This is a genomic window from Candidatus Planktophila lacus (assembly GCF_002287925.1).
Classification (GTDB): Bacteria; Actinomycetota; Actinomycetes; order Nanopelagicales; family Nanopelagicaceae; genus Planktophila; species Planktophila lacus.
In genome coordinates, this window is sequence record NZ_CP016769.1 from 181,223 (window position 1) to 200,795 (window position 19,573).

Genomic DNA, 19,573 nt, shown 5'->3' on the forward strand with positions numbered 1-19,573 from the left:
TTGCGCTAAGTTTACTCTGTGAAATCTGTTATCGCTGAAGACTTAGTTAAAACTTATCGCAATGGGGCAGTTCGTGCCTTAGATCACCTGTCACTTGATGTTGAAGAAGGCACTGTGTTGAGCGTGCTTGGTCCAAATGGCGCAGGAAAGACAACATGTGTGCGCATTCTTGCAACGCTGTTACGACCTGATTCAGGTCGCGCAATGGTCGGTGGCATCGATGTAATCAAGCATCCTGAAAAAGTGCGCGAAGTAATTGGTTTATCAGGTCAATATGCAGCCGTAGATGAGATTTTAACTGGCTGGGATAACTTAGTTATGTTTGGTCAGCTCTATCACTTAGGAAAGAAAGCATCAGTTGCTCGCGCTGAAGAGTTGCTAGAGCGATTTTCACTTACCGAAAGTGCAAAGCGCCCAATCAAGACTTACTCCGGCGGAATGCGTCGTCGCCTCGACCTAGCAGCATCCCTAATCGTTAAGCCAAAGGTTCTCTTTCTAGATGAGCCAACCACGGGCCTTGATCCACGCGGTCGTCAGGAAATGTGGAGCGTTATTGAAGAGTTAGTTAAAGGCGGAGTTACTTTGCTTTTGACTACTCAATATCTAGAAGAAGCCGATCAACTTGCAGATGAAATCGCGGTTATCGATCACGGCAAAGTAATCGCGCGCGGAACATCTGATGTATTGAAGAAGCAGGTCGGTGGCGAACGCCTTGAGATTGTTGTTGAAACACAGCACATCGCAAAGACTGTTGAAGTTGTCTCAACTGTGAGTGGCCATAAAGCAATTGTTGATGAAGGTCTGCGCATGATCTCGGCCCCAGTTTCAACTGGTGCAACTGCGCTAATCGAAACACTTCGTTCGCTCGATATTGCAGGTATTCATCCACTTGATGTCAGCCTCAAGCGCCCATCGCTTGATGATGTGTTTCTTTCACTTACCGGCCATGCCGCTGAGGAGAAGAAAGAAGAAGTTGAAACCAAGGGACGCAGAAAGAAGGCAAAGAAATGAGCGCTGTAACTGACACGCTAATCATTACGCAACGTCAGTTGCGTTTGCTAACTCGCGTTCCAGAAGTTTTAATTTTCTCGACTATTCAGCCCGTAATGTTCGTACTTCTCTTCCGCTACGTATTTGGCGGTTCAATTGATACAGGTCAACCTGGGGGATATGTACAACTTTTGATGCCGGGAATCTTCGTTCAGACCGTGGCATTTACTTTGGCCGGAACTGCATCGGGTCTTGCTGAAGATATGAAGAAGGGTTTGATCGATCGCTTTAGATCGCTACCTATCTCACAATCGGCGCTCGTTATGGGTCGAACACTTGGCGATTCGCTGCTCAATATTGTGGTTCTCGCAGTTATGGGTATTGCAGGTTACTTAGTTGGATGGCGTCCAACTTCTGGGCTACTTAGCGTTGCTATTGGCTTCTTATTTCTACTCTTCTTTGGATACGCACTTTCTTGGGTCGGAATCTATGTAGGACTTTCCGCATCTGATGCGCGCGTAGTGCAGAACGTCAGCTTCCTGGTGACTTTCCCACTTACCTTCTTATCAAATGCATTTGCGCCAACAACCGGAATGCCGCGTGCGCTGCAGTACTTTGCAGAGTGGAACCCAGTCTCAACGATGGTTGCTGCTTGTCGTGAGCTCTTTGGCCTTGAAAACCAATTCGGTGCAACCGCTGGCTCTTTCCCAAGCGAAAACCCACTGCTGACTTCATTTATCTACATGATCATCATCATGGCGATATTTATCCCAATCAGCGTTAGAAAATATCAGCGCGCTTCAGATTAGTTATTTTGGCTTTGACCGATAGCGCAAAAGCCATCGTGCCAACTCTTCTTTGCATATTTAATCGGTGCGATGTCACTTAGTTTTCTGTAATTTGCGCTAAACACATCGGCTATCTTCTTGAAATTTGAAGTGGATATTCCTACTTGATCTGTGCCAATCTTTGACAACTTCTTATTCTCGTTGCCAAATTTATCGGTACTAATTGTTGCTTTGCTCCACAACATGTTTACGACAATTCCCTTTGTTGGAAACTCCAGCGCTTTCATATCGTCATTTATTTCGAAATCAATTGCAATGTGTTTAACGAAATTATTAAAAGTATCATCATCATTTGGATAAGTTTTACCCGCACAATATACTGCTGCACTTAAACCATTGACATTATCCATTTGAGTTCCGACTAGCGATCCATGAGTTAGATCAGCATTTTCGCCGCCAATCTCAGCATTTGCAGTAATCGTTACAACCGAAAAAGCTTCATCTGATTCCACAGTAATTCCACTAATGAACTTTGAAAGAGCCTGATCGTTTATATCTACTGCAGTGCTCCAGTAATCAAGTCGAGAAACAAAGTTATCATTTAGGACCTTTATAAATTGTTCCTTGGGAGGCAGGCTGGGAGTTGGTTCCGCACTTACCTGCGACTGAGCGCTTTCTTCATATGACATAGATTCATCTGTAGAAGATGAGCATCCGGAAAGAATCAGTGCGAGGGCTATTACGGAAGTGAATGCAATTTGTTTTTTCATTCCACGATGTTAGGAGATTTACCTGCTGAAGGTCAACAGACTCACAGCAAAAAAACGAAATAATAGTTAATAGCCAGTGCATAAAAGATAACTGATTTATCGGTAGTAGGGAATTTATCTCAGTGAGATTCGCGGGATATATGTTCTCCGCTAGATCCAACTAAGAAATCGAGATCGCAACCTGTATCTGCCTGCATTACGTGGTCGATATATAACTTCTGCCATCCACGTGCAGATTTAGCGAAACCATCGACGGTTGCCGTATTTGGCTTACGCGCAGCAAGGTCAGCATCGGAAACATCTATATTTAGCGTGCGAGCTTCAACATCAAGTTCGATGAAGTCACCTGTCTGCACAAGACCAAGCGGTCCACCCGCAGCTGCCTCTGGTGCAACATGCAGAACAACAGTTCCGTAGGCAGTACCGCTCATGCGACCATCACAGATACGCACCATGTCGCGCACACCTTTATCGAGCATCTTCTGTGGCATCGGCATATTGGAAACTTCAGGCATTCCGGGATAACCCTTTGGTCCGCATCCGCGCAGAATCAAAACTGAGTTCTCATCTACATCAAGGTTCGGATCATTAATGCGCGCTTTGAAATCTTCAATGCTGTCGAAGACCATCGCTTTACCGCGGTGCTTTAACAAGTTGGCACTTGCTGCTGCTGGCTTAATAACTGCGCCAAGTGGTGCAAGATTTCCGCGCAGAACTGCAATTCCAGCACTTGGCTGCAACGGTTCTTTGCGAGAGCGGATTACATCAGTGTCATAAATTTCAGCTTCTGATAAGCCTTTAACCAAAGGAGTTCCGAGCACTGTAATTGCCTTTGGATCAAGCAGATCTTCAAGCTCTTTAAACACTGCGCGCAAACCACCAGCGCGATGGAAATCTTCCATTAAGTACTTGCCGGCAGGTTGGAGATTAACCAGCAGTGGAACGCGAGAACCCGTGCGATCGAAATCATCAAGCGTTAGATCAATACCTAAGCGGCCAGCAATCGCAAGCAAGTGCACAACCGCATTTGTTGATCCACCGATACCAGCAAGAGCCACGATGGCATTTAAGAATGAACCTTTAACCATGATGTCACTTGGCTTCAAACCTTCATGCACCATCTCAACGATGCGGCGACCAGATTCTTGTGAATACTGAAGCAAGCGGCTATCTGGTGCTGGCGTGCCAGCGATACCTGGAATAACCATGCCAAGTGCTTCAGCCATGATTCCCATAGTTGATGCTGTTCCCATGGTGTTGCAATGTCCACGGCTACGGATCATCGCGGACTCTGAATCTAAGAACTTGGCTTCACTAAGTTTCTTAGCACGCACTTCTTCACTCAACCTAAATACATCTGTGCCACAGCCAAGTGGTGTTCCTTGGAAAGTTCCGGTCAACATCGGCCCACCAGGAACAACTAGCGCTGGAATATCAACTGAAGATGCCGCCATCAACAAAGATGGAATCGTCTTATCGCAACCACCGAGAAGTACAACTCCATCGATTGGATTAGCGCGGATTAATTCTTCCGTTGCCATTGCCGCCATATTGCGCCACAACATCGCTGTAGGGCGAACTAGAGTTTCACCCAAAGATACAGCTGGCATATTTAGCGGAACGCCGCCGGCTTCCCAGATTCCGTTCTTTACATACTCCATCACTTCATTTAAGTGAGAGTTGCAGGGAGTTAAATCTGATGCGGTATTTGCAATCGCGATATGCGGGCGGCCATCAAAGGCATCTTTCGGCAAACCGCGGCGCATCCATGCGCGGTGAATGAATCCATCACGGTCTTTGCCTCCATACCAATGGGCGCTGCGCATCTTTGCTAACTCCTTTAATTCGCACCGCTATCGGTGCTGATATCGGTTTGAGTATAGTGACGGCATGAAGGCCCTGACTATAACTTCGCCAAACAATTCCATTGTTGAAGATGTTCCAGAGCCAGTAGCAGGGGATAACCAAGTCGTTGTCGATGTAACGCGCGTTGGAATCTGCGGGACTGATCAAGAGTTCTTCACCGGAGAAATGGTTTATCTCCACAGCAATCAAGCGAAGTATCCAGTTCGCATCGGCCACGAATGGTGCGGCATTGTTTCTGAAATTGGTAAAGGTGTAAATCCCAAGTGGCTTGGTCAACGCGTCACTGGTGACACGATGCTGGGATGCGGAACTTGTTACCGCTGCACATCAGGGCGCCAACATGTTTGCGATGATCGCTATGAAATCGGAGTTCGCAACGGATGGCCGGGCGCTTGCGCTGAAAAACTTCTTGTTCCAGAACGCGCGCTACACCTACTCCCAGATTCAATCGATGATGCAATCGGCGCACTAATCGAACCTGCTGGCAATTCACTTCGCGCAGTTGAAGCAGCACTTGCCGGCCCTGGAAAAGAAATCTTGATCTACGGAACTGGCACCATCGGACTTCTCTGCGCACAACTTGCCCAAGCTGCAGGTGCCAACGTGCACCTAGTAGGACGAAACGAACGAACCATAAAACTCGCTCATGAAATCGGAATCAAAAACGCAGGAACTGATTTGATAAAACCAAGAACTGGCTTTGACGGAATCATTGATGCAACCAATCACAAATCTATTCCGCACGAAATAGTTCAGGCTGTTGAACCGGGCGGGCGCGTTGTGTACATCGGCATCTCGGGAGAGCCAAGCCTCATCGATTCACGCGATCTGGCGCTGAAAGATGTAACCGCAGTCGGAATTCTCTCTGCATCTCCTGGCCTTAAAGGTGCCATTGAAATCTTTGCGCGCGGTGAAGTAGATCCTCGCCCGCTTATTGCTGCAACAATTTCACTTAATGAAGTTCACGTTGTCTTTATGGGCAAGCGTCCAAAAGGCGCCGGTGATGGCCCAAAGATCCATATCGATCCCCGGATGAAGTAAGGAATAGAAATGACCAGCACTTCATCAGTTGAATTCAACGGCCAAGTAGTCGTTATCTCAGGCGCAGCAACCGGTATCGGCAAAGCCAGCGCACAGTTAATCGCTGCACGTGGTGCAACCGTTATCGCACTCGATTTCAACGCCGCAGCACTTAATGAACTTTCAAAAGAGCTTTCACTTGCTGCAAACCAAAGCCACGTCTGCGATATTTCTAGCCAAGACCAGATTGATAAAGCGATCTCAGCAATCTTGAAGGACCACGGCAAGATCGATGCGTTAGTTAATACCGCGGGAATAGTCGGTCCATCAAATACCGTAGTTGAAGATGTTAATTGGTCAGACTTTGAAAAGGTCTTGCAAGTAAATCTCTACGGAGCAATCTGGCTTACTCAAGCGGTGATTCCTTCAATGAAAGATAAAAAGTACGGCCGCATCGTGCACCTGGCGTCAATCGCAGGTAAAGAAGGAAACCCAGGACTTTCTCCTTACAACACTTCAAAAGCAGGCATGATTGGTTTTGTTAAAGGTGTAGCGAAAGAGATTGCGCCACACGGCGTTGTTATCAATGCACTTGCACCGGCTGTAATTAGCACGCCGATGAATTCAAATACCAGCGAAGAAACCTTGAAGTACATGATCAGCCGAATCCCAATGGGGCGTGTTGGTCAGCCTGAAGAAGTCGCCGAGATCGTTGCCTTTATGGCATCCAAGGCGTGCTCATTTACAACGGGCTTTACCTTCGATGCCTCCGGCGGAAGAGCTACTTACTAATTCCTAACTAGCAGACGACTTTTTCTTGTAACCCGCAGGGCACTTTGGACTTAAATTTGAGATCTTTTTTGTGAGTTTACCTTTGATGCAGATAATGGTGATCTTCTTCGCTGCTGGCTTCACTGGCGCTTGCGTTGGCGTTGGAGCAACAGCACCCACATAACTAAAAGCTGATTCGACGAGTTCTATGTTTGCACTAGGTAAACCCTGAGTTGCGACGCAGACTATGTTGCAGGTCTTTGTGCAACCAGCACCATTACTCGAACTCTGGGAGCCAACGTAAATCAGCTTTCCGGAGACTTCTTTCAGTAGAGGAGAGCCTGAATCGCCCCCACAAATTGTCTTGTCAACTGAAATTTTAGTGACAGAGAATGTTCCTTTGACCAAGGAATCAAATTGATTGGGTACTTCCTTGCTAAATACCGTTGTTAATTGATTAGGGGTAGGGCTTGTTTCCCTGCAAGGAGGTGACTCCACTAATGCTGTGCAGCCGTAGCCAACATGCATAACTGAAGATTCCTCAGACATCCAAGTATTCACCTGCACCAAATTAGCAATCTCTAGTGTTTGAGTATTTGGGAAAGGCGATTTCAAAACGATAATTCCAAAATCATTTTGATAAGGAAAACTTGCCATTGAGAAGTTTGCGGGAATGAAATGTTTCTCACCTTGAATTCGGAGAGTCTTCGTATCTCGTAAATCTGTTCCTGGCGCAGAAATCCAAAAACTTTCAGCGGGCCTAGTAAGACAGTGCGACGCTGTCATAACTATTCGGGGAGCAACTAGGGCGCCGCTACAGCCTGCCAAGGTAGCGCTTTGAGAATTTAATAAGCCTACAACTATTGTGTTATTAGTTGCGGGAGTTCCCCCGTAGATTGCGATTGCTGGTATGCCACTTGAGACAAGCGTGAACGCAAGAAAGGCAGCGACAATTGTTGTAATTCTTGCCTTGGTCACAAAAGGATTATTGGTTTTCATGCCCAACAAGTCAATACCTGCAAGGCAGATTTCTGACTAAGCAGTACTTCGCAAAACTAGGGCCAACTGTTAATCAGTCAGGAATCACTAATTAATAAGCAGTTGCGGCTTTAATATCTACTTTGATCTCTTTGCCATTAGGTGCGGTGTAAGAAACGGTGTCACCGATCTTTGCGCCCATAACAGCTGAACCAAGTGGAGATTTCTCGCTATAAACGCTTAAGTCTCCTGATGCGATTTCGCGAGAACCGAGTAAGAATTTTTCTTCATCGCCAGCAATGATTGCGGTGATAACCATGCCAGGACCAACGGTTCCATCTTCAGAAGCTGGTGGAGTTCCGATGTGTGCGTTCTCGAGCATCTGCTTGAGTTGGCGAATACGCGCTTCCATCTTTCCTTGTTCATCGCGCGCAGCGTGATAGCCGCCGTTCTCCTTTAGATCTCCCTCTGCGCGAGCAGCCTCAATCTTTGCCGTGACTTCTTTACGGCCAACGTTCTCGAGGTTCTCGAGTTCGGCGCGTAAGCGATCAGCGGCTTCTTGGGTAAGCCAAGTTTGTGGGGTACTCATAAGGGGCAACGGTATACGAAGTAATTATTCGGCGCGACAACGAGCGATGCTGGCAGTGAACGGCGCTGAGCGTGTGGGAATGGCAGTTACTTGCTGGCTAAAGCGCTCACCTGCAGGGATAGTGTCATCAATTTGGCCAACAACGCTTTTATCTTGATCTAAAGCTTTTAGCGTGCAGATAACTACTTGATCTGAATCTGTGCGATTTATTGAATAGCGAAGAGAAATCTCTTTTTCACCTGTTACTTCAAATGAAATTAATTGGCTACTTATTGATGGATTTGCATGATGAAGTCCTGCCCAGAAAATCCACAGAAGTCCAACGATAGAAATAGCAAAGGCATATGCAACCCAACGATTTCCGCCGGCTTTACCGTAGCGATCTTCGTAGGAAAACTCCTGCGCTTCTTTCATGAGTTGATTATGGCATGATTAGGGTATGCGAGAAACTGTAGATCAAGGCTGGCCCGGATCACTTACCGTTTTATTTCTCTGTATATCAGTTGCCTTTTTGCTGCGTAGTTTCTACAAGCGTTACATGCGTATGAACGCCCGCAAAGATGAAAACCCAACCGATAATTAAAAAGTTTTTTCAAGGCGCTGCAGTAATTTCGCTGGCGCTAATTTTTATAGCCTTGGGTAATTGGCAGTTAGATCGCTCAGTAATTGTTAAAGAGTTAAATGCCGCAGCCAAAGTCATTGATCCAAAGATCTATTCACTAGGTGAACTAGCAAAACCTTCGGTAACTCTTGATTCAAGAAATGTAAATAAGAGCGTTGCAGTATCTGGGTTTTACGTTGTTAACTTCAAGGCGCCGGTCCAGAAAGATATTGATGGCCAGGTAAGTGATTGGGAAGTTGCTTTATTGCAGGTAGATGGTTCTGACCCACTATCTGGAATCTTGGTAGTTCGCGGGCTCTGGGCAGATCGTTTGAATAACCCAGAGGTTGCGATGTCGACGCGGGTTGAAGTTGTTGGCGCTCTGCAGCCGCATCAAAACGATGATCGCGCAGAGAATGTACCTGGGGTTATCTCAAGACTTGATAGCAGCGTTATCGTGGGTCTTACCGATCTTGAGTTATATGACGGATTCGTTGTCACAAAATCTGAAAAGACTAGCGCTGGCGATTTAACTCGCGATCGTGTGGTTGCCGCACCTCCTGTTTCTAAAGTGGCCGGTTATTACTGGCAACATATTTCATATGTAGCGATCTGGTGGCTCATGGCCGCAATCGTTCTTTACCTTCCCTTCTATCGCCGTAGTATTAAGCCATGAGCGGTGCGGTAAAGAGATTTCGAGTAATGGCGGTAATCGCCGGAGTTATGTCCCTGCTTCTCTGGTTTGTTGATCTGCCAGTAGCATACCTGCTTAACAATGAAGACTGGAAAGCCAAAGTCGCCTGGATTCCCTTCGTTCACGGCTGGGTCTACGCCGTCTATCTTTTAGCGGCGATCCAATTTTCCGTAAAAGCGCGCTGGGAGTTGCGCCGCGTTATCTGGCTGGCCCTAGCTGGCACTTTGCCAATTGCTTCATTTATTGCAGAGCGCAAAATTGTTAAGACCTATTCGTAACGCAATTAAATCTGCGCTCTATCCACTTTATGAGTGGCGGATTGTTAAAGATCTAGATTTCTCAAAGACCCCGCGCCACGTTGGAGTAATTCTCGATGGCAATCGCCGTTTTGCGAAAGAGAATCCAAGTCCTGTCGATCCCAAGGGCCATCGCCGTGGGGCGAGCAAGATCGTGGAATTTCTCGGCTGGTGCGATGAAGCCCAAGTAGAAGTTGTAACGCTCTGGCTTTTATCTACTGAAAACTTTAAGCGCACCCCTGAAGAGTTAGATGGCTTGCTCAAGATTATTGGCGATACTGTCGATGAACTTTGCGCAACTGGTAAGTGGAATATCAAGGCCGTTGGAGCACTCGATTTATTGCCGCCTTGGCTAAGTGAAAAGCTGGCGAGCCTGCCTCCTGTAATCGATGGCGGAGTCGAAGTAAACGTTGCAATTGGCTACGGCGGCCGACGCGAAATTGTGGATGCTGTTAAGGGATACCTGCAGGGCAAGAGCGCAACTGGCGCAACGCTAGAAAGCGCAGCCAATGAACTAAGCGCCGATGAGATCTCAAAGTTTTTATATACCGCCGGCCAACCCGACCCAGAACTTTTGATCCGCACATCCGGCGAACAACGCCTGGGCGGATTCTTGTTATGGCAGAGCGCGTTATCGGAGTTCTATTTCTGCGAAGCCTATTGGCCTGATTTCCGCCGCGTTGATTTCTTACGTGCTCTTCGCGCATATTCACAGCGCCATCGTCGTCTTGGGGCGTAGTTAAGTTTCTCAGTTAATCAAGCGTTAATAAATCGCTATGGCGTGTCGCACTTAAAAGCCGTGCTCTGCGTTCTATCTTTTTCTAGTCAGAAGCAAGTCCCATCGGATACAACTAAACAGAATGCGAGAGCTGGCCATTGGCTACTCCAGTATCTTCAAGTAAGAAAAAGAATTTAATAAAGACTTACGTCATAGATACCAGCGTTCTCCTGGCAGATCCGAACGCGCTCTCGAAATTTGAAGAGCATGAAGTCATCATCCCAATCGCAGTAATTGGTGAGCTAGAGACCAAACGCGATCACCCAGAACTTGGATACTTTGCCCGCGCCGCACTTCGCACCCTTGATGATTTACGCGTTTCACACGGCCGCCTCGATCAACCACTAGTGATTACCCCAGAAGGCGGCACCCTTTCAGTTGAGTTAAACCACACTGATTTGAGTACCTTGCCTCACGGCTTCTTGCGCGATGGCACAAATGATTCGCGCATCCTGGCTATCGCAAAGAATTTAATGTCTGATGGAAAACAAGTTGTTCTCGTTACTAAAGATTTGCCCCTTCGCGTTAAGGCATCTTCAGTTGGCGTTGAAGCGCAAGAGTATTTAGCCGAACTCGTTTCAAATAGTGGCTGGACCGGTATCGAAGAAGTCGATTGCGGTCACAACGTTATCGATGAGCTCTATGCCTCAGATCGCGCAGATCATGAAGCTGCACATCAATTACCAGTACACACCGGAATTGTTTTACATTCTGAAAAAGGTAGCGCCCTTGCCCGAGTCACCGCCGACAAGCGCCTGCAGTTGGTGCGCGGTGATCGCAACGCCTTTGGTCTTCACGGTCGCTCCGCCGAACAACGCATTGCACTCGACCTTTTATTAGATCCCGATATCGGAATCGTCTCCCTCGGTGGTCGCGCCGGAACCGGAAAGTCAGCGCTCGCGCTTTGCGCCGGCCTTGAAGCGGTTATGGAAAAGCGCCTCCATAAAAAGGTAATCATCTTCCGTCCGCTCTATCCGGTCGGCGGCCAAGAGCTTGGCTACCTGCCGGGCAGCGAAGGCGAAAAGATGTCGCCGTGGGCCCAAGCGGTCTTCGATACTTTGGGCGCTCTCGTTTCGGAAGCCGTCATCGAAGAGGTAATGGCGCGCGGGCTAATCGAAGTTCTGCCGCTGACCCATATCCGCGGACGTTCGCTCCACGACTCTTTCGTAATTGTTGACGAAGCCCAGTCGCTCGAACGCGGCGTCTTGCTCACCGTCCTGTCGCGAATCGGCCAGTCCTCACGAGTTGTGCTGACCCACGACGTCGCCCAGCGCGACAACCTGCGGGTGGGGCGCCACGATGGCGTCGTCGCGGTCGTTGAAACCCTCAAAGGCCACCCGCTCTTTGCCCACGTGACCCTGACCCGAAGCGAGCGCTCGCCGATCGCAGCTCTTGTGACCGAGATGCTCGAAGGACCTATCAGTTAGCACCCCTTTTTAAATCTCACAGTCACAATTCGGACATTACGGACTTCGCCCTAACTGAGCAGGACTTTTGCTCGTCCACAGCCAGCGACTTTCCTGAGAATTTACGCCACACGCAGGCTTTAATTTGCGACATCTCACCCACCTTGCCACCCTTAACTCATTCCCCGCAGGTCATCAACCTATTTTTAGGTCGATGCGCCACGGGCCAAGGAAGTAAACGAGAGAGAAAGGTAGGGACAGAGATGGCAGCGTTAACGGCAAAACTTTTGGGCAACTCCAAATCCCGCGCCCTTTGGACTCTGGTTGCCACTTTCATTCTGACGACCGCCGCCCAGCCAACGGCTAATGGTCTCGACTTCCCAACGACAACAAGTCTGGCCTTGCCAACTTCGGCGAAGTTGATGAAATCAGTTAACTTTAATAACGAGGTCGATCTTTCAGAAGGCGCCGCTCTTTACACCCAGCTCGATGAGAAGGCTGATCTCTTTGCTTCGCAGATGGCGCTCGCCGCCGCAGTGAGCCAGCAAGTTGAAGCCGCTCGCACAATCATCGGCGCCAAGAAGGTTGCCAAGGCGATCGCGCTAACTGAATATGCCTGGGGCGAAGATCAGTACCTCTGCCTAAACCGTCTTTGGACTAAAGAGAGCCACTGGAATTACAAGGCTCGCAACAGGGTCTCTGGCGCACATGGAATTCCGCAGGCTCTGCCGGCATCACGTATGGATGTTGTTTCAACCGATTGGCGAACAAACCCGGTAACTCAAATCCGTTGGGGACTTCGCTATATCGAGGCGCGCTATGACAACCCATGTAAAGCATGGGCTAAGTTCAAGCGCAGCAATTACTACTAAAAGCTAAGAATTAAACTTCTGATCTCTTGCCGATAGATAAAGGCTTCGAAGTCTCAGCGAAGAAATCATTGCCCTTATCGTCGACAACGATGAATGCTGGGAAGTCCACGACATCGATTTTGTAGACTGCTTCCATTCCGAGATCTTCAAAATCCAAGACTTCAACTTTCTTAATGCAATCCTGGGCAAGGCGCGCAGCTGGTCCGCCGATTGAACCTAAGTAAAAACCACCGTGTGATTTACATGCATCTGTTACAGCCTTTGAACGATTTCCTTTAGCGAGCATTACAAATGATCCGCCAGCTGCTTGGAATTGTTCGACATAAGAATCCATACGACCTGCAGTTGTTGGACCGAAAGATCCGGATGCAAAACCTGTTGGAGTCTTGGCAGGACCTGCGTAATAAACGGCGTAATCCTTCATATATTGCGGCAAGCCTTTGCCGGCATCAAGGCCCTCTTTGATTCGGGCATGTGCCAAGTCGCGAGCAACAACGATTGTGCCGGTTAGTGAAACACGAGTCTTAACTGGGTGCTTAGAAAGTTCGGCGCGCACCGCATCCATTGGCTGATTCAAATCAATCTTCACAACGTTATCGTCCAAGTGTGAATCAGTTGTTTCAGGTAAGAAATGCGCTGGATCGCGCTCTAACTCTTCCAGGAAGATGCCATCTTTGGTGATCTTCGCCTTTGCTTGGCGGTCAGCAGAACAAGAAACTGCAATAGCAATCGGCAGAGATGCACCGTGGCGAGGCAAGCGCACAACGCGAACATCGTGGCAGAAGTACTTGCCACCAAACTGTGCGCCAATTCCTAGCGTGCGAGTTAGTTCTAGAACCTCTTTTTCAAGTTCAATATCGCGGAAACCATGGCCGGTTGCGGCATCTCCTGATGTTGGAAGTGAATCTAAATACTTAGTACTGGCGAGCTTTGCAGTCTTAACTGTGTGCTCGGCACTTGTTCCGCCGATGACAATTGCCAAGTGATACGGCGGGCATGCTGCAGTACCGATAGAACGGAGCTTTTCATCGAGCCAAGTCATAAATGACTTGGGGTTTAGCACCGCTTTAGTCTCTTGATATAAGAATGATTTATTAGCGCTGCCGCCGCCTTTGGCGATAAACATAAAGTTGTACTCGTCTTGGTGATCTGAGTCAGCAAAGATTTCGATCTGGGCAGGCAAGTTATTGCCGGTGTTCTTCTCATCCCATGTGGTGACTGGGGCCATCTGCGAATAACGCAGATTTAACTTTGTGTAGGCGTCGTAAATTCCTTGCGAGATCGCAACTTCATCTTTTGCGGTAGTCAATACATATTGACCCTTCTTGCCCATGACAAGTGCGGTGCCAGTGTCTTGGCACATTGGCAGAATTCCGCCAGCAGAAATGTTGGCGTTCTTCAATAGATCCAGCGCCACAAAGCGATCGTTAGGTGAGGCTTCAGGGTCTTTCAAAATGTTTGCTAGTTGCTGCAAGTGTTCTGCGCGCAGGTAATGCGAGATATCGTGGATCGCAGTTTCGGTAAGTAAAGTTAAAGCCTCTGGCGCAACTTGCAAGAATTCGCGATCACCAAGTTTGATGACGCTTACGCCATCTTTACCTATGTTGCGGTACTTAGTTTTATCTTCGCCAATTGGCAGCAAATCAGAGTATGAAAATTGTGGAGCCATTATTGCGCCGGCTTCTTCGCAGCATCTAACTTCTTCTTAGCTCCGTCCAACCATTCTTGGCAGATCTTGGCTAACTCTTCGCCGCGTTCCCAAAGCTTTAACGATTCTTCTAAAGTGGCGCTGCCATCTTCAAGTGATTCAACGATTTCAGCGAGCTCATCGCGAGCTTCTTCATATGAAGGTTTTCCATCTTTAGCAGCCATGGGTTAAATCTACTCTTCTCCCAGAACGCTTGCGCGAGCTTCGCCTTTGGCGGCCCGGATACGCAGCATAGCGCCAGCCTTTAACTTTGTGGCATCGCGCACAATCTTTCCGTCATCGCTTTGGACCACTGAATATCCGCGGTCCATCGTTGATTGTGGTGAAAGCGAACGCAGGTGAGCGATAACGCCCTTGATCTCTTTCTTCTCAATATCAAGCAGCGCTTTGAATCCGCGGTGCGAGCGATCGCGCAAAGCGTTTAACTCTTCCACGCGAACTTTGACCATAACGCTTGGGTCTTTCATCACCGGGCGATTGCGCAGTTGAGATATCTGGTTTAACTCGTAATCGATCGTTGAAACTAGGCGGCGATATATGCGATCGCGGATCTTATTTATATCGGTGATCTCTTGCTCGATATCTGGCACCACACGCTTTGCCGCATCAGTCGGTGTTGATGCGCGGTAATCGGCGACTAAATCAAGGAGCGGTGAATCTTTCTCGTGGCCAATTGCGCTAACAATTGGTGTTTCACAACTTGCGGCAAGGCGAACCAGACTCTCATCGCTAAATGGCAATAGATCTTCAAAGGATCCGCCGCCACGAGTAATGATGATGACATCAACATCTTCGATACTTTCTAATTCGCGCAGCGCCTCGGACACTTCAACAACCGCTGCGGCGCCTTGCACTGCAACTTCGCGGATCTCAAATTGAACTGCCGGCCAACGACGTCGTGCGTTTTCAACAACATCTTTCTCGGCATCGGTATTGCGACCGCAGATCAAACCAACTTTGCGTGGCAAGAGCGGAAGAGCGACTTTGCGATCTGCGCTAAACAAACCTTCAGCCGCCAGCACGCCCTTGAGCGCTTCAAGGCGTGCAAGTAGTTCACCAACGCCAACTTGGCGAATCTCTTTTGCTGACATTGTGAGCGAACCATTTTTAGTAAACCAAGATGCTTTCGCGTGAATAACAACGCGTGCATTTGCCGGCAGCGGTTGAACAGCAGCCAAAACGTTTTTGTAACACATCACTGAAAGGCTCATATCAACTGATGTATCGCGCAGGCGCATAAAGGCCATTCCGCCGCTGCGTTCGTTGAGTTCGGAGATCTCGCCTTCAATCCATATTGGTCCGAGGCGTTCTACATATTCTTTGATCGCCTCTGAAACCACCCGTACTGGCGCGGGGGATTCGCTTGAAGTTTCGAACATGGGGCGAGCCTAATAGACTCACCCACATGGCTAAGAGAGTTCTCCTTGCAGCGCCACGCGGATATTGCGCCGGCGTAGACCGTGCGGTCATTACCGTGGAAAAGTCCCTCGAACTCTATGGCGCTCCAATTTATGTCCGCAAAGAGATCGTCCACAACAAGCATGTGGTCTCTACCCTCGAAGCCCGCGGAGTTATCTTCGTTAACGAGACCGATGAAGTTCCAGAAGGTTCAACAGTTGTCTTCTCGGCACATGGAGTCTCTCCTGCAGTTCACGAACAAGCGGCAGCGCGCAATCTAAAAACTATTGATGCAACTTGTCCTTTGGTAACAAAGGTTCACAACGAGGTAAAACGTTTTGCTGATGATGAAACTGAAATTCTCTTAATTGGTCACAATGGCCACGAAGAAGTTGAAGGTACCGCTGGAGAAGCTCCAGGCAAGGTGCGCATCGTCGATGGTCTTGATGAAGCGCGCACAATCGTCCCAACGCCAGGAAAGAAATTGGTTTGGCTTACTCAAACAACGTTGAGCGTTGATGAGACTATGCAATCTGTTGCAATCCTTAAAGAGCGATTCCCAGAGATCGCTAATCCACCATCTGATGACATTTGTTATGCAACGCAGAACCGTCAAGAAGCGATTAAGCAGATTGCCCCACAAGCAGAATTAGTAATCGTGGTTGGTTCAACCAACTCTTCAAACTCAGTTCGCTTAGTAGAAGTTGCTAAAGAATATGGCGCAGCAAACGCTTATCTAATCGATTTTGCTGAAGAGGCCGATGATGCATGGCTAAATGGCGTTGAGACTATTGGCGTTACAAGCGGTGCATCAGTGCCTGAGATTTTGGTTCGCGATCTATTGGCTTGGCTCGCAGAACGTGGCTTTGGCAGCGTTGAAGAAGTGACTGCTACACAAGAGACGCTTCTTTTTGCACTTCCTCCTGAGCTACGTAAAGAGTTAAAGACCGCCGGTAAGTAAGGATCTAAAGTGAAAAAGATCGGATTATTGTTTTCGATCTTGGCGTTAGTTCTATCCTCAACACAAGCGATAGCTGCTGAAAACGTCTCAGTAAGTATTGGCGTGGATAATCAGAACGATAACGTTTATGAATCTGAGATAAAGAAAGTTAACTGGGTTGGGATTAATAATGGCTTGCCCTACATGTATGGTCTCCAAAAGTGTGAAAGTTTCAACGATTTAGATTGCCTTAATTCCAATCCGGTCGGAATCGTGGCTACAACTATTCTGCCGCTCTGCAATGCGGAGAATAAATCCAATTGCCTTCTACTTCTACGAATAGGCATCGCTGGTGGCGATAAAGTTGAAGCCAGTTATTTGGGCTCCGCTGACGGAAACACGTTTCCTAGCGATGCTGCCAATGGAATTTCGGCAGGATCTACTTCGAGCATTTTTTTAGTAAAGGATAAAGACGGCGTCCAGCGATACTTTGCATTGACAGCACAGATACAACAATTAAAGTCTCGTAAATTACCTGTTGGGTATCGCGACGTACAGGTTCCATACTTTAGCGTTGACATTAAAGAGATTAATTTAAATTCACTAGGGCAATGCCTATTCTTGTTTAAAGATAAATGTGTAACTCATAAAACCACTGGAACATTTTCTGCAGAAGTTAAATTACGCCTCAGTAATGATCCACCAAAGTGGCTCGCGGGAAGAATGGCAGATCCAACAATTAAGTTCACCAAGTTAGCTCAGGGCAAGGAAGTAGTTATCTCCGGCGCAAGTGTTGCTGTGCCACTAATCGAAGGTAGCGTCCCTACATCATTATTCGCTAAATACCCAAGAGGCATAACTAGCCAAATTGTAAACACTGCCGCGCAAAATGGAACAAATGTAGAAATCGATTCAGGACTTGCAATTATGTATGCCACAGATGTGTTTACTGCGCTAAAAGAGAAATCAACTAAAGTTGTGAATTTCTGGAATATAAATGGATCTTCTCCGTTTACCGCTTTTTGTGCCGAGGATCTACAAGTTGACTGTCTTCAAGGTGGTAGCGGACCCTGCGTTGAGCAATCTAAAGACTTTGTTGGATTGCTTGCCACGAATGCCCTTATATTCAATAGAAACCCACCTCGTTTAATTGGCGATGAAATACAGTTTTTACTCGCATCCCCACACTTGTTGCCGAACTCCCAAGCCACAGTTGGAAACTTCAATTTAGAAGCGTCATCGAGCATGCTCCGATGTATTTATGGGCTGCCCGATCTACCGCTCTTTGCTGAAATCTCAGTGGTAAATGATGCAGGTATAGAGAAAATTGCCACTAAGTCGTTCTTGGAGAAAAAAGGAGTCTCATATATTTCCGTGAATAACTTTTCGTTTTCAGTGCCGAAAATTAAGATCAAGCTGTATCAATCAAAGAAGCGAGTAACAATTAACTGCGTTAAGGGAAAAGTTAAGAAGTCAGTTAGCGGAGTAAAGCCAACCTGCCCAAAGGGCTATAAAAAAGTTGCTTAACCGCGTGGCTTTGGTTTACGCGCTTTTGCTTTCTCGTTAAGAAATACAAACCAGCCATAAAGTGCGCTAACCATTAGGTATGGAGCGATGCTGGCAAGAGATGCGATGAAATCAATTCCTAAACGAGATGGCTTAAATCCAACAGAGAGAATTAGATAGAGCAAGACTGTTGCTGCATATGCCAAAGGCGGCGTAACAACAGAGACGTATGTTGTGCCTTTGCGCCCAAAGCGAAGACCTCCGTAGAGAACAAAGCAGATGATCAGGCCTGAGACGATGCCGGCGCCGCTGCGGATAAGAAGTTCAAGGCCGGCAAAGAGCGCGATAAATAAAGTTTGCAGAACGACTACGCCTTCTTTCTTTAGGCCAGGGCCTTTGATCAAAGGTTTTGTATCTACATTTGTGCTCATTCTTCATCCTTTACTTCTTCTGCATCAATGAAATCTTCTTCGCCGCCGAGTTCGGAGTTCTTTAACTCACGCACTTCAGCAGGCGCATCTGGGTAGGTAAGTGAGAGTTTATCTTTATCTCCCGAGACTCCAAAGCTAATGATCTTGGCTGCGGCGCGCTTAACAGTTGATTCGGCAGTTGGAATTAACTCGCCATACGCCTTGGAGAGTGAATTAAGTGCTGTACCGACCTTGATGATCTTGGTGTGGAGCAGCGTTAAATCTTTCATAAAGAGACCGGCAGATTTAGCAATGTTTTCAGCATTTAGCGCTACAGAGTTGCGCGAGTAAACATTGCCGATAGTGCGCAGCAGAGCCATCATCGAAGTAGGTGTTGCGATGGTTACGTTTTGCTTAAAGGCAGTGTCAAGAAATAGCGGATCAACGCGAAGCGCCTCGGTGAGCAGTGATTCAAATGGAACAAAGAGGATTACAAAATCTGGTGAATCTTGTGACTCGTGATAACCGCGCTTGGCAAGAGCGGTAACGTGGCTGGCGAGATCTTTCTTATGTTCAAGGAATAAACGTTCGCGCTCGGCGCCATCTTCAACTTCGTGGGCTTCAATGAAGCGATCAAATGGAAACTTGGAGTCGATAAATAATTTGGTGCCACCAGGCATGCGCACGGTGATGTCGGGGATACCGGATGAGTCATCATCAGTTGTGGAACGCTGCGCGGTGTATTCGATGCCCTTATGAAGACCTGCATCCTCTAGCATGAGTTCTAGTTGTGCTTCGCCGAATTTTCCGCGCTTCTGTGAATGTGAAAGCGCACCTGCAATTGCCTTGGTCTGCGCAACAAGTGATTCGTTGTGGTTAGACATCGCCTTTACTTGAGTGCGGATATCGGATTCTGCTTCGATGCGACGACGATCGGCATCAGATGCTTCCTTCTGCAATTTCTCCATCGCACTTTTCATCGCTTCAATTTCTGTTGCCAGCTTTGATCCCGCCATTGCGTTATCGCGTTCGGATTTATATAAATCTCGTTCGGCGCGCACTGATGCAAACTCTGCAGCAGAGACGCCATCTTTCGAGGTGCGCCTGCTTGCGATGAAATAACCGAGAACGAGCCCGATAACGAGTGTAAGAATGGCCACTGCTGCGCTTGACATGGGCCTATCGTGGCAGG

General features: G+C 47.8%; 22 protein-coding genes. 12 read left to right on the forward strand and 10 right to left on the reverse strand.

Annotation, left to right across the window (positions count from 1 at the left end; all coding sequences use genetic code 11):
- The first annotated feature begins 18 nt into the window (after window positions 1–18).
- Together A1s21148_RS00875 and A1s21148_RS00880 are read left to right on the forward strand one after the other, a co-directional pair.
- Entirely contained in the window at window positions 19–1,011 is a 993-nt protein-coding gene (locus A1s21148_RS00875; RefSeq protein WP_095670618.1) for an ATP-binding cassette domain-containing protein, read from the forward strand.
- The gene (locus A1s21148_RS00880; RefSeq protein ID WP_095670619.1) at window positions 1,008–1,799 is read left to right on the forward strand and encodes an ABC transporter permease; all 792 of its coding nucleotides are present in this window, start codon (window positions 1,008–1,010) and stop codon (window positions 1,797–1,799) included. The genes A1s21148_RS00875 and A1s21148_RS00880 overlap by 4 nt, the downstream gene beginning before the upstream one ends.
- On the opposite strand, the gene A1s21148_RS00885 is transcribed toward A1s21148_RS00880, so the two are convergent.
- Together A1s21148_RS00885 and A1s21148_RS00890 are read right to left on the reverse strand one after the other, a co-directional pair.
- Window positions 1,796–2,548, reverse strand: a complete 753-nt coding sequence (locus tag A1s21148_RS00885) for a hypothetical protein (protein WP_095670620.1) — start codon at window positions 2,546–2,548, stop codon at window positions 1,796–1,798. The two genes, A1s21148_RS00880 and A1s21148_RS00885, sit on opposite strands and share 4 nt — an antisense overlap.
- 119 nt (window positions 2,549–2,667) lie before the next feature.
- Entirely contained in the window at window positions 2,668–4,374 is a 1,707-nt protein-coding gene (locus tag A1s21148_RS00890; RefSeq protein ID WP_095670621.1) for an IlvD/Edd family dehydratase, read from the reverse strand.
- A 64-nt stretch (window positions 4,375–4,438) separates the two neighbouring features.
- Between A1s21148_RS00890 and A1s21148_RS00895 the strand changes: the two genes are divergently transcribed.
- Window positions 4,439–5,455: a zinc-dependent alcohol dehydrogenase gene (locus tag A1s21148_RS00895; protein WP_095670622.1), complete on the forward strand. Its 1,017-nt coding sequence runs from the start codon at window positions 4,439–4,441 to the stop codon at window positions 5,453–5,455.
- Between the two features lie 9 nt (window positions 5,456–5,464).
- On the forward strand, window positions 5,465–6,226 hold the full coding sequence (locus A1s21148_RS00900; RefSeq protein ID WP_095670623.1) for an SDR family NAD(P)-dependent oxidoreductase: 762 nt from the start codon (window positions 5,465–5,467) through the stop codon (window positions 6,224–6,226).
- A 3-nt stretch (window positions 6,227–6,229) separates the two neighbouring features.
- On the opposite strand, the gene A1s21148_RS00905 is transcribed toward A1s21148_RS00900, so the two are convergent.
- The 3 genes from A1s21148_RS00905 to A1s21148_RS00915 form a co-directional block, all read right to left on the reverse strand.
- A complete protein-coding gene (locus A1s21148_RS00905; protein WP_190276895.1) occupies window positions 6,230–7,183 on the reverse strand; it encodes a trypsin-like serine protease in 954 nt (317 codons plus the stop codon).
- A gap of 112 nt (window positions 7,184–7,295) precedes the next feature.
- The gene (gene greA / locus A1s21148_RS00910; RefSeq protein WP_095670625.1) at window positions 7,296–7,772 is read right to left on the reverse strand and encodes a transcription elongation factor GreA; all 477 of its coding nucleotides are present in this window, start codon (window positions 7,770–7,772) and stop codon (window positions 7,296–7,298) included.
- Window positions 7,773–7,796: 24 nt separating this feature from the next.
- The gene (locus tag A1s21148_RS00915) at window positions 7,797–8,186 is read right to left on the reverse strand and encodes a DUF4307 domain-containing protein (protein ID WP_095670626.1); all 390 of its coding nucleotides are present in this window, start codon (window positions 8,184–8,186) and stop codon (window positions 7,797–7,799) included.
- Window positions 8,187–8,211: 25 nt separating this feature from the next.
- Here A1s21148_RS00915 and A1s21148_RS07480 point away from each other — a divergent pair, with 25 nt between their 5' ends.
- The 6 genes from A1s21148_RS07480 to A1s21148_RS00940 all read left to right on the forward strand — a co-directional run bounded on the left by A1s21148_RS07480 (window position 8,212) and on the right by A1s21148_RS00940 (window position 12,419).
- On the forward strand, window positions 8,212–8,355 hold the full coding sequence (locus A1s21148_RS07480; protein ID WP_190276896.1) for a hypothetical protein: 144 nt from the start codon (window positions 8,212–8,214) through the stop codon (window positions 8,353–8,355).
- Window positions 8,333–9,049 (forward strand): SURF1 family cytochrome oxidase biogenesis protein, encoded by a 717-nt coding sequence (locus A1s21148_RS00920; RefSeq protein WP_095670627.1) that lies wholly within the window; start codon window positions 8,333–8,335, stop codon window positions 9,047–9,049. Before A1s21148_RS07480 ends, A1s21148_RS00920 begins: the two co-directional genes overlap by 23 nt.
- Window positions 9,046–9,345, forward strand: coding sequence for a DUF3817 domain-containing protein (locus A1s21148_RS00925; protein ID WP_095670628.1), 300 nt, complete (start codon window positions 9,046–9,048; stop codon window positions 9,343–9,345). The genes A1s21148_RS00920 and A1s21148_RS00925 overlap by 4 nt, the downstream gene beginning before the upstream one ends.
- On the forward strand, window positions 9,326–10,102 hold the full coding sequence (gene uppS / locus A1s21148_RS00930; RefSeq protein ID WP_095670629.1) for a polyprenyl diphosphate synthase: 777 nt from the start codon (window positions 9,326–9,328) through the stop codon (window positions 10,100–10,102). The genes A1s21148_RS00925 and uppS overlap by 20 nt, the downstream gene beginning before the upstream one ends.
- 137 nt (window positions 10,103–10,239) lie before the next feature.
- Window positions 10,240–11,568 (forward strand): PhoH family protein, encoded by a 1,329-nt coding sequence (locus A1s21148_RS00935; protein ID WP_095670630.1) that lies wholly within the window; start codon window positions 10,240–10,242, stop codon window positions 11,566–11,568.
- 242 nt (window positions 11,569–11,810) lie between these two features.
- A complete protein-coding gene (locus tag A1s21148_RS00940) occupies window positions 11,811–12,419 on the forward strand; it encodes an aggregation-promoting factor C-terminal-like domain-containing protein (RefSeq protein ID WP_095670631.1) in 609 nt (202 codons plus the stop codon).
- Between the two features lie 10 nt (window positions 12,420–12,429).
- Here the strand turns inward: A1s21148_RS00940 and A1s21148_RS00945 are convergent, their stop codons facing one another.
- Genes A1s21148_RS00945 through xseA form a run of 3 tightly spaced genes read right to left on the reverse strand, consistent with a single transcriptional unit; the run spans window position 12,430 to window position 15,506 of the window.
- A complete protein-coding gene (locus tag A1s21148_RS00945; RefSeq protein WP_095670632.1) occupies window positions 12,430–14,088 on the reverse strand; it encodes a fumarate hydratase in 1,659 nt (552 codons plus the stop codon).
- Window positions 14,088–14,291 (reverse strand): exodeoxyribonuclease VII small subunit, encoded by a 204-nt coding sequence (locus A1s21148_RS00950; RefSeq protein ID WP_095670633.1) that lies wholly within the window; start codon window positions 14,289–14,291, stop codon window positions 14,088–14,090. Before A1s21148_RS00950 ends, A1s21148_RS00945 begins: the two co-directional genes overlap by 1 nt.
- A gap of 9 nt (window positions 14,292–14,300) precedes the next feature.
- Window positions 14,301–15,506, reverse strand: a complete 1,206-nt coding sequence (gene xseA, locus A1s21148_RS00955; RefSeq protein WP_095670634.1) for an exodeoxyribonuclease VII large subunit — start codon at window positions 15,504–15,506, stop codon at window positions 14,301–14,303.
- Between the two features lie 26 nt (window positions 15,507–15,532).
- On the opposite strand from xseA, the gene A1s21148_RS00960 reads away from it, so the two are divergent.
- Together A1s21148_RS00960 and A1s21148_RS00965 are read left to right on the forward strand one after the other, a co-directional pair.
- Complete coding sequence (locus A1s21148_RS00960; RefSeq protein WP_095670635.1) at window positions 15,533–16,486, forward strand: 4-hydroxy-3-methylbut-2-enyl diphosphate reductase; 954 nt, start codon at window positions 15,533–15,535, stop codon at window positions 16,484–16,486.
- Window positions 16,487–16,495: 9 nt separating this feature from the next.
- A complete protein-coding gene (locus tag A1s21148_RS00965; RefSeq protein WP_095670636.1) occupies window positions 16,496–17,992 on the forward strand; it encodes a hypothetical protein in 1,497 nt (498 codons plus the stop codon).
- On the opposite strand, the gene A1s21148_RS00970 is transcribed toward A1s21148_RS00965, so the two are convergent.
- Both A1s21148_RS00970 and A1s21148_RS00975 read right to left on the reverse strand, forming a co-directional pair.
- Window positions 17,989–18,402, reverse strand: coding sequence for a hypothetical protein (locus A1s21148_RS00970; RefSeq protein WP_095670637.1), 414 nt, complete (start codon window positions 18,400–18,402; stop codon window positions 17,989–17,991). The two genes, A1s21148_RS00965 and A1s21148_RS00970, sit on opposite strands and share 4 nt — an antisense overlap.
- On the reverse strand, window positions 18,399–19,556 hold the full coding sequence (locus A1s21148_RS00975) for a DNA recombination protein RmuC (protein WP_095670638.1): 1,158 nt from the start codon (window positions 19,554–19,556) through the stop codon (window positions 18,399–18,401). Before A1s21148_RS00975 ends, A1s21148_RS00970 begins: the two co-directional genes overlap by 4 nt.
- Window positions 19,557–19,573 lie beyond the last annotated feature (17 nt).

Excerpts from the sequence above, each read along its gene's own strand:
- A1s21148_RS00880 (WP_095670619.1), top strand. The coding sequence starts at position 1,008 with ATGAGCGCTGTAACTGACACGCTAATCATTACGCAACGTCAGTTGCGT.
- A1s21148_RS00940 (WP_095670631.1), top strand. The coding sequence starts at position 11,811 with ATGGCAGCGTTAACGGCAAAACTTTTGGGCAACTCCAAATCCCGCGCC.
- A1s21148_RS00945 (WP_095670632.1), bottom strand. The coding sequence starts at position 14,088 with ATGGCTCCACAATTTTCATACTCTGATTTGCTGCCAATTGGCGAAGAT.
- A1s21148_RS00900 (WP_095670623.1), top strand. The coding sequence starts at position 5,465 with ATGACCAGCACTTCATCAGTTGAATTCAACGGCCAAGTAGTCGTTATC.
- A1s21148_RS00975 (WP_095670638.1), bottom strand. The coding sequence starts at position 19,556 with ATGTCAAGCGCAGCAGTGGCCATTCTTACACTCGTTATCGGGCTCGTT.
- A1s21148_RS00960 (WP_095670635.1), top strand. The coding sequence starts at position 15,533 with ATGGCTAAGAGAGTTCTCCTTGCAGCGCCACGCGGATATTGCGCCGGC.
- A1s21148_RS00925 (WP_095670628.1), top strand. The coding sequence starts at position 9,046 with ATGAGCGGTGCGGTAAAGAGATTTCGAGTAATGGCGGTAATCGCCGGA.
- A1s21148_RS00895 (WP_095670622.1), top strand. The coding sequence starts at position 4,439 with ATGAAGGCCCTGACTATAACTTCGCCAAACAATTCCATTGTTGAAGAT.
- greA (WP_095670625.1), bottom strand. The coding sequence starts at position 7,772 with ATGAGTACCCCACAAACTTGGCTTACCCAAGAAGCCGCTGATCGCTTA.
- A1s21148_RS00970 (WP_095670637.1), bottom strand. The coding sequence starts at position 18,402 with ATGAGCACAAATGTAGATACAAAACCTTTGATCAAAGGCCCTGGCCTA.
- A1s21148_RS00920 (WP_095670627.1), top strand. The coding sequence starts at position 8,333 with ATGAAAACCCAACCGATAATTAAAAAGTTTTTTCAAGGCGCTGCAGTA.
- A1s21148_RS00950 (WP_095670633.1), bottom strand. The coding sequence starts at position 14,291 with ATGGCTGCTAAAGATGGAAAACCTTCATATGAAGAAGCTCGCGATGAG.
- A1s21148_RS00890 (WP_095670621.1), bottom strand. The coding sequence starts at position 4,374 with ATGCGCAGCGCCCATTGGTATGGAGGCAAAGACCGTGATGGATTCATT.
- xseA (WP_095670634.1), bottom strand. The coding sequence starts at position 15,506 with ATGTTCGAAACTTCAAGCGAATCCCCCGCGCCAGTACGGGTGGTTTCA.
- A1s21148_RS00885 (WP_095670620.1), bottom strand. The coding sequence starts at position 2,548 with ATGAAAAAACAAATTGCATTCACTTCCGTAATAGCCCTCGCACTGATT.
- A1s21148_RS00915 (WP_095670626.1), bottom strand. The coding sequence starts at position 8,186 with ATGAAAGAAGCGCAGGAGTTTTCCTACGAAGATCGCTACGGTAAAGCC.
- A1s21148_RS07480 (WP_190276896.1), top strand. The coding sequence starts at position 8,212 with ATGCGAGAAACTGTAGATCAAGGCTGGCCCGGATCACTTACCGTTTTA.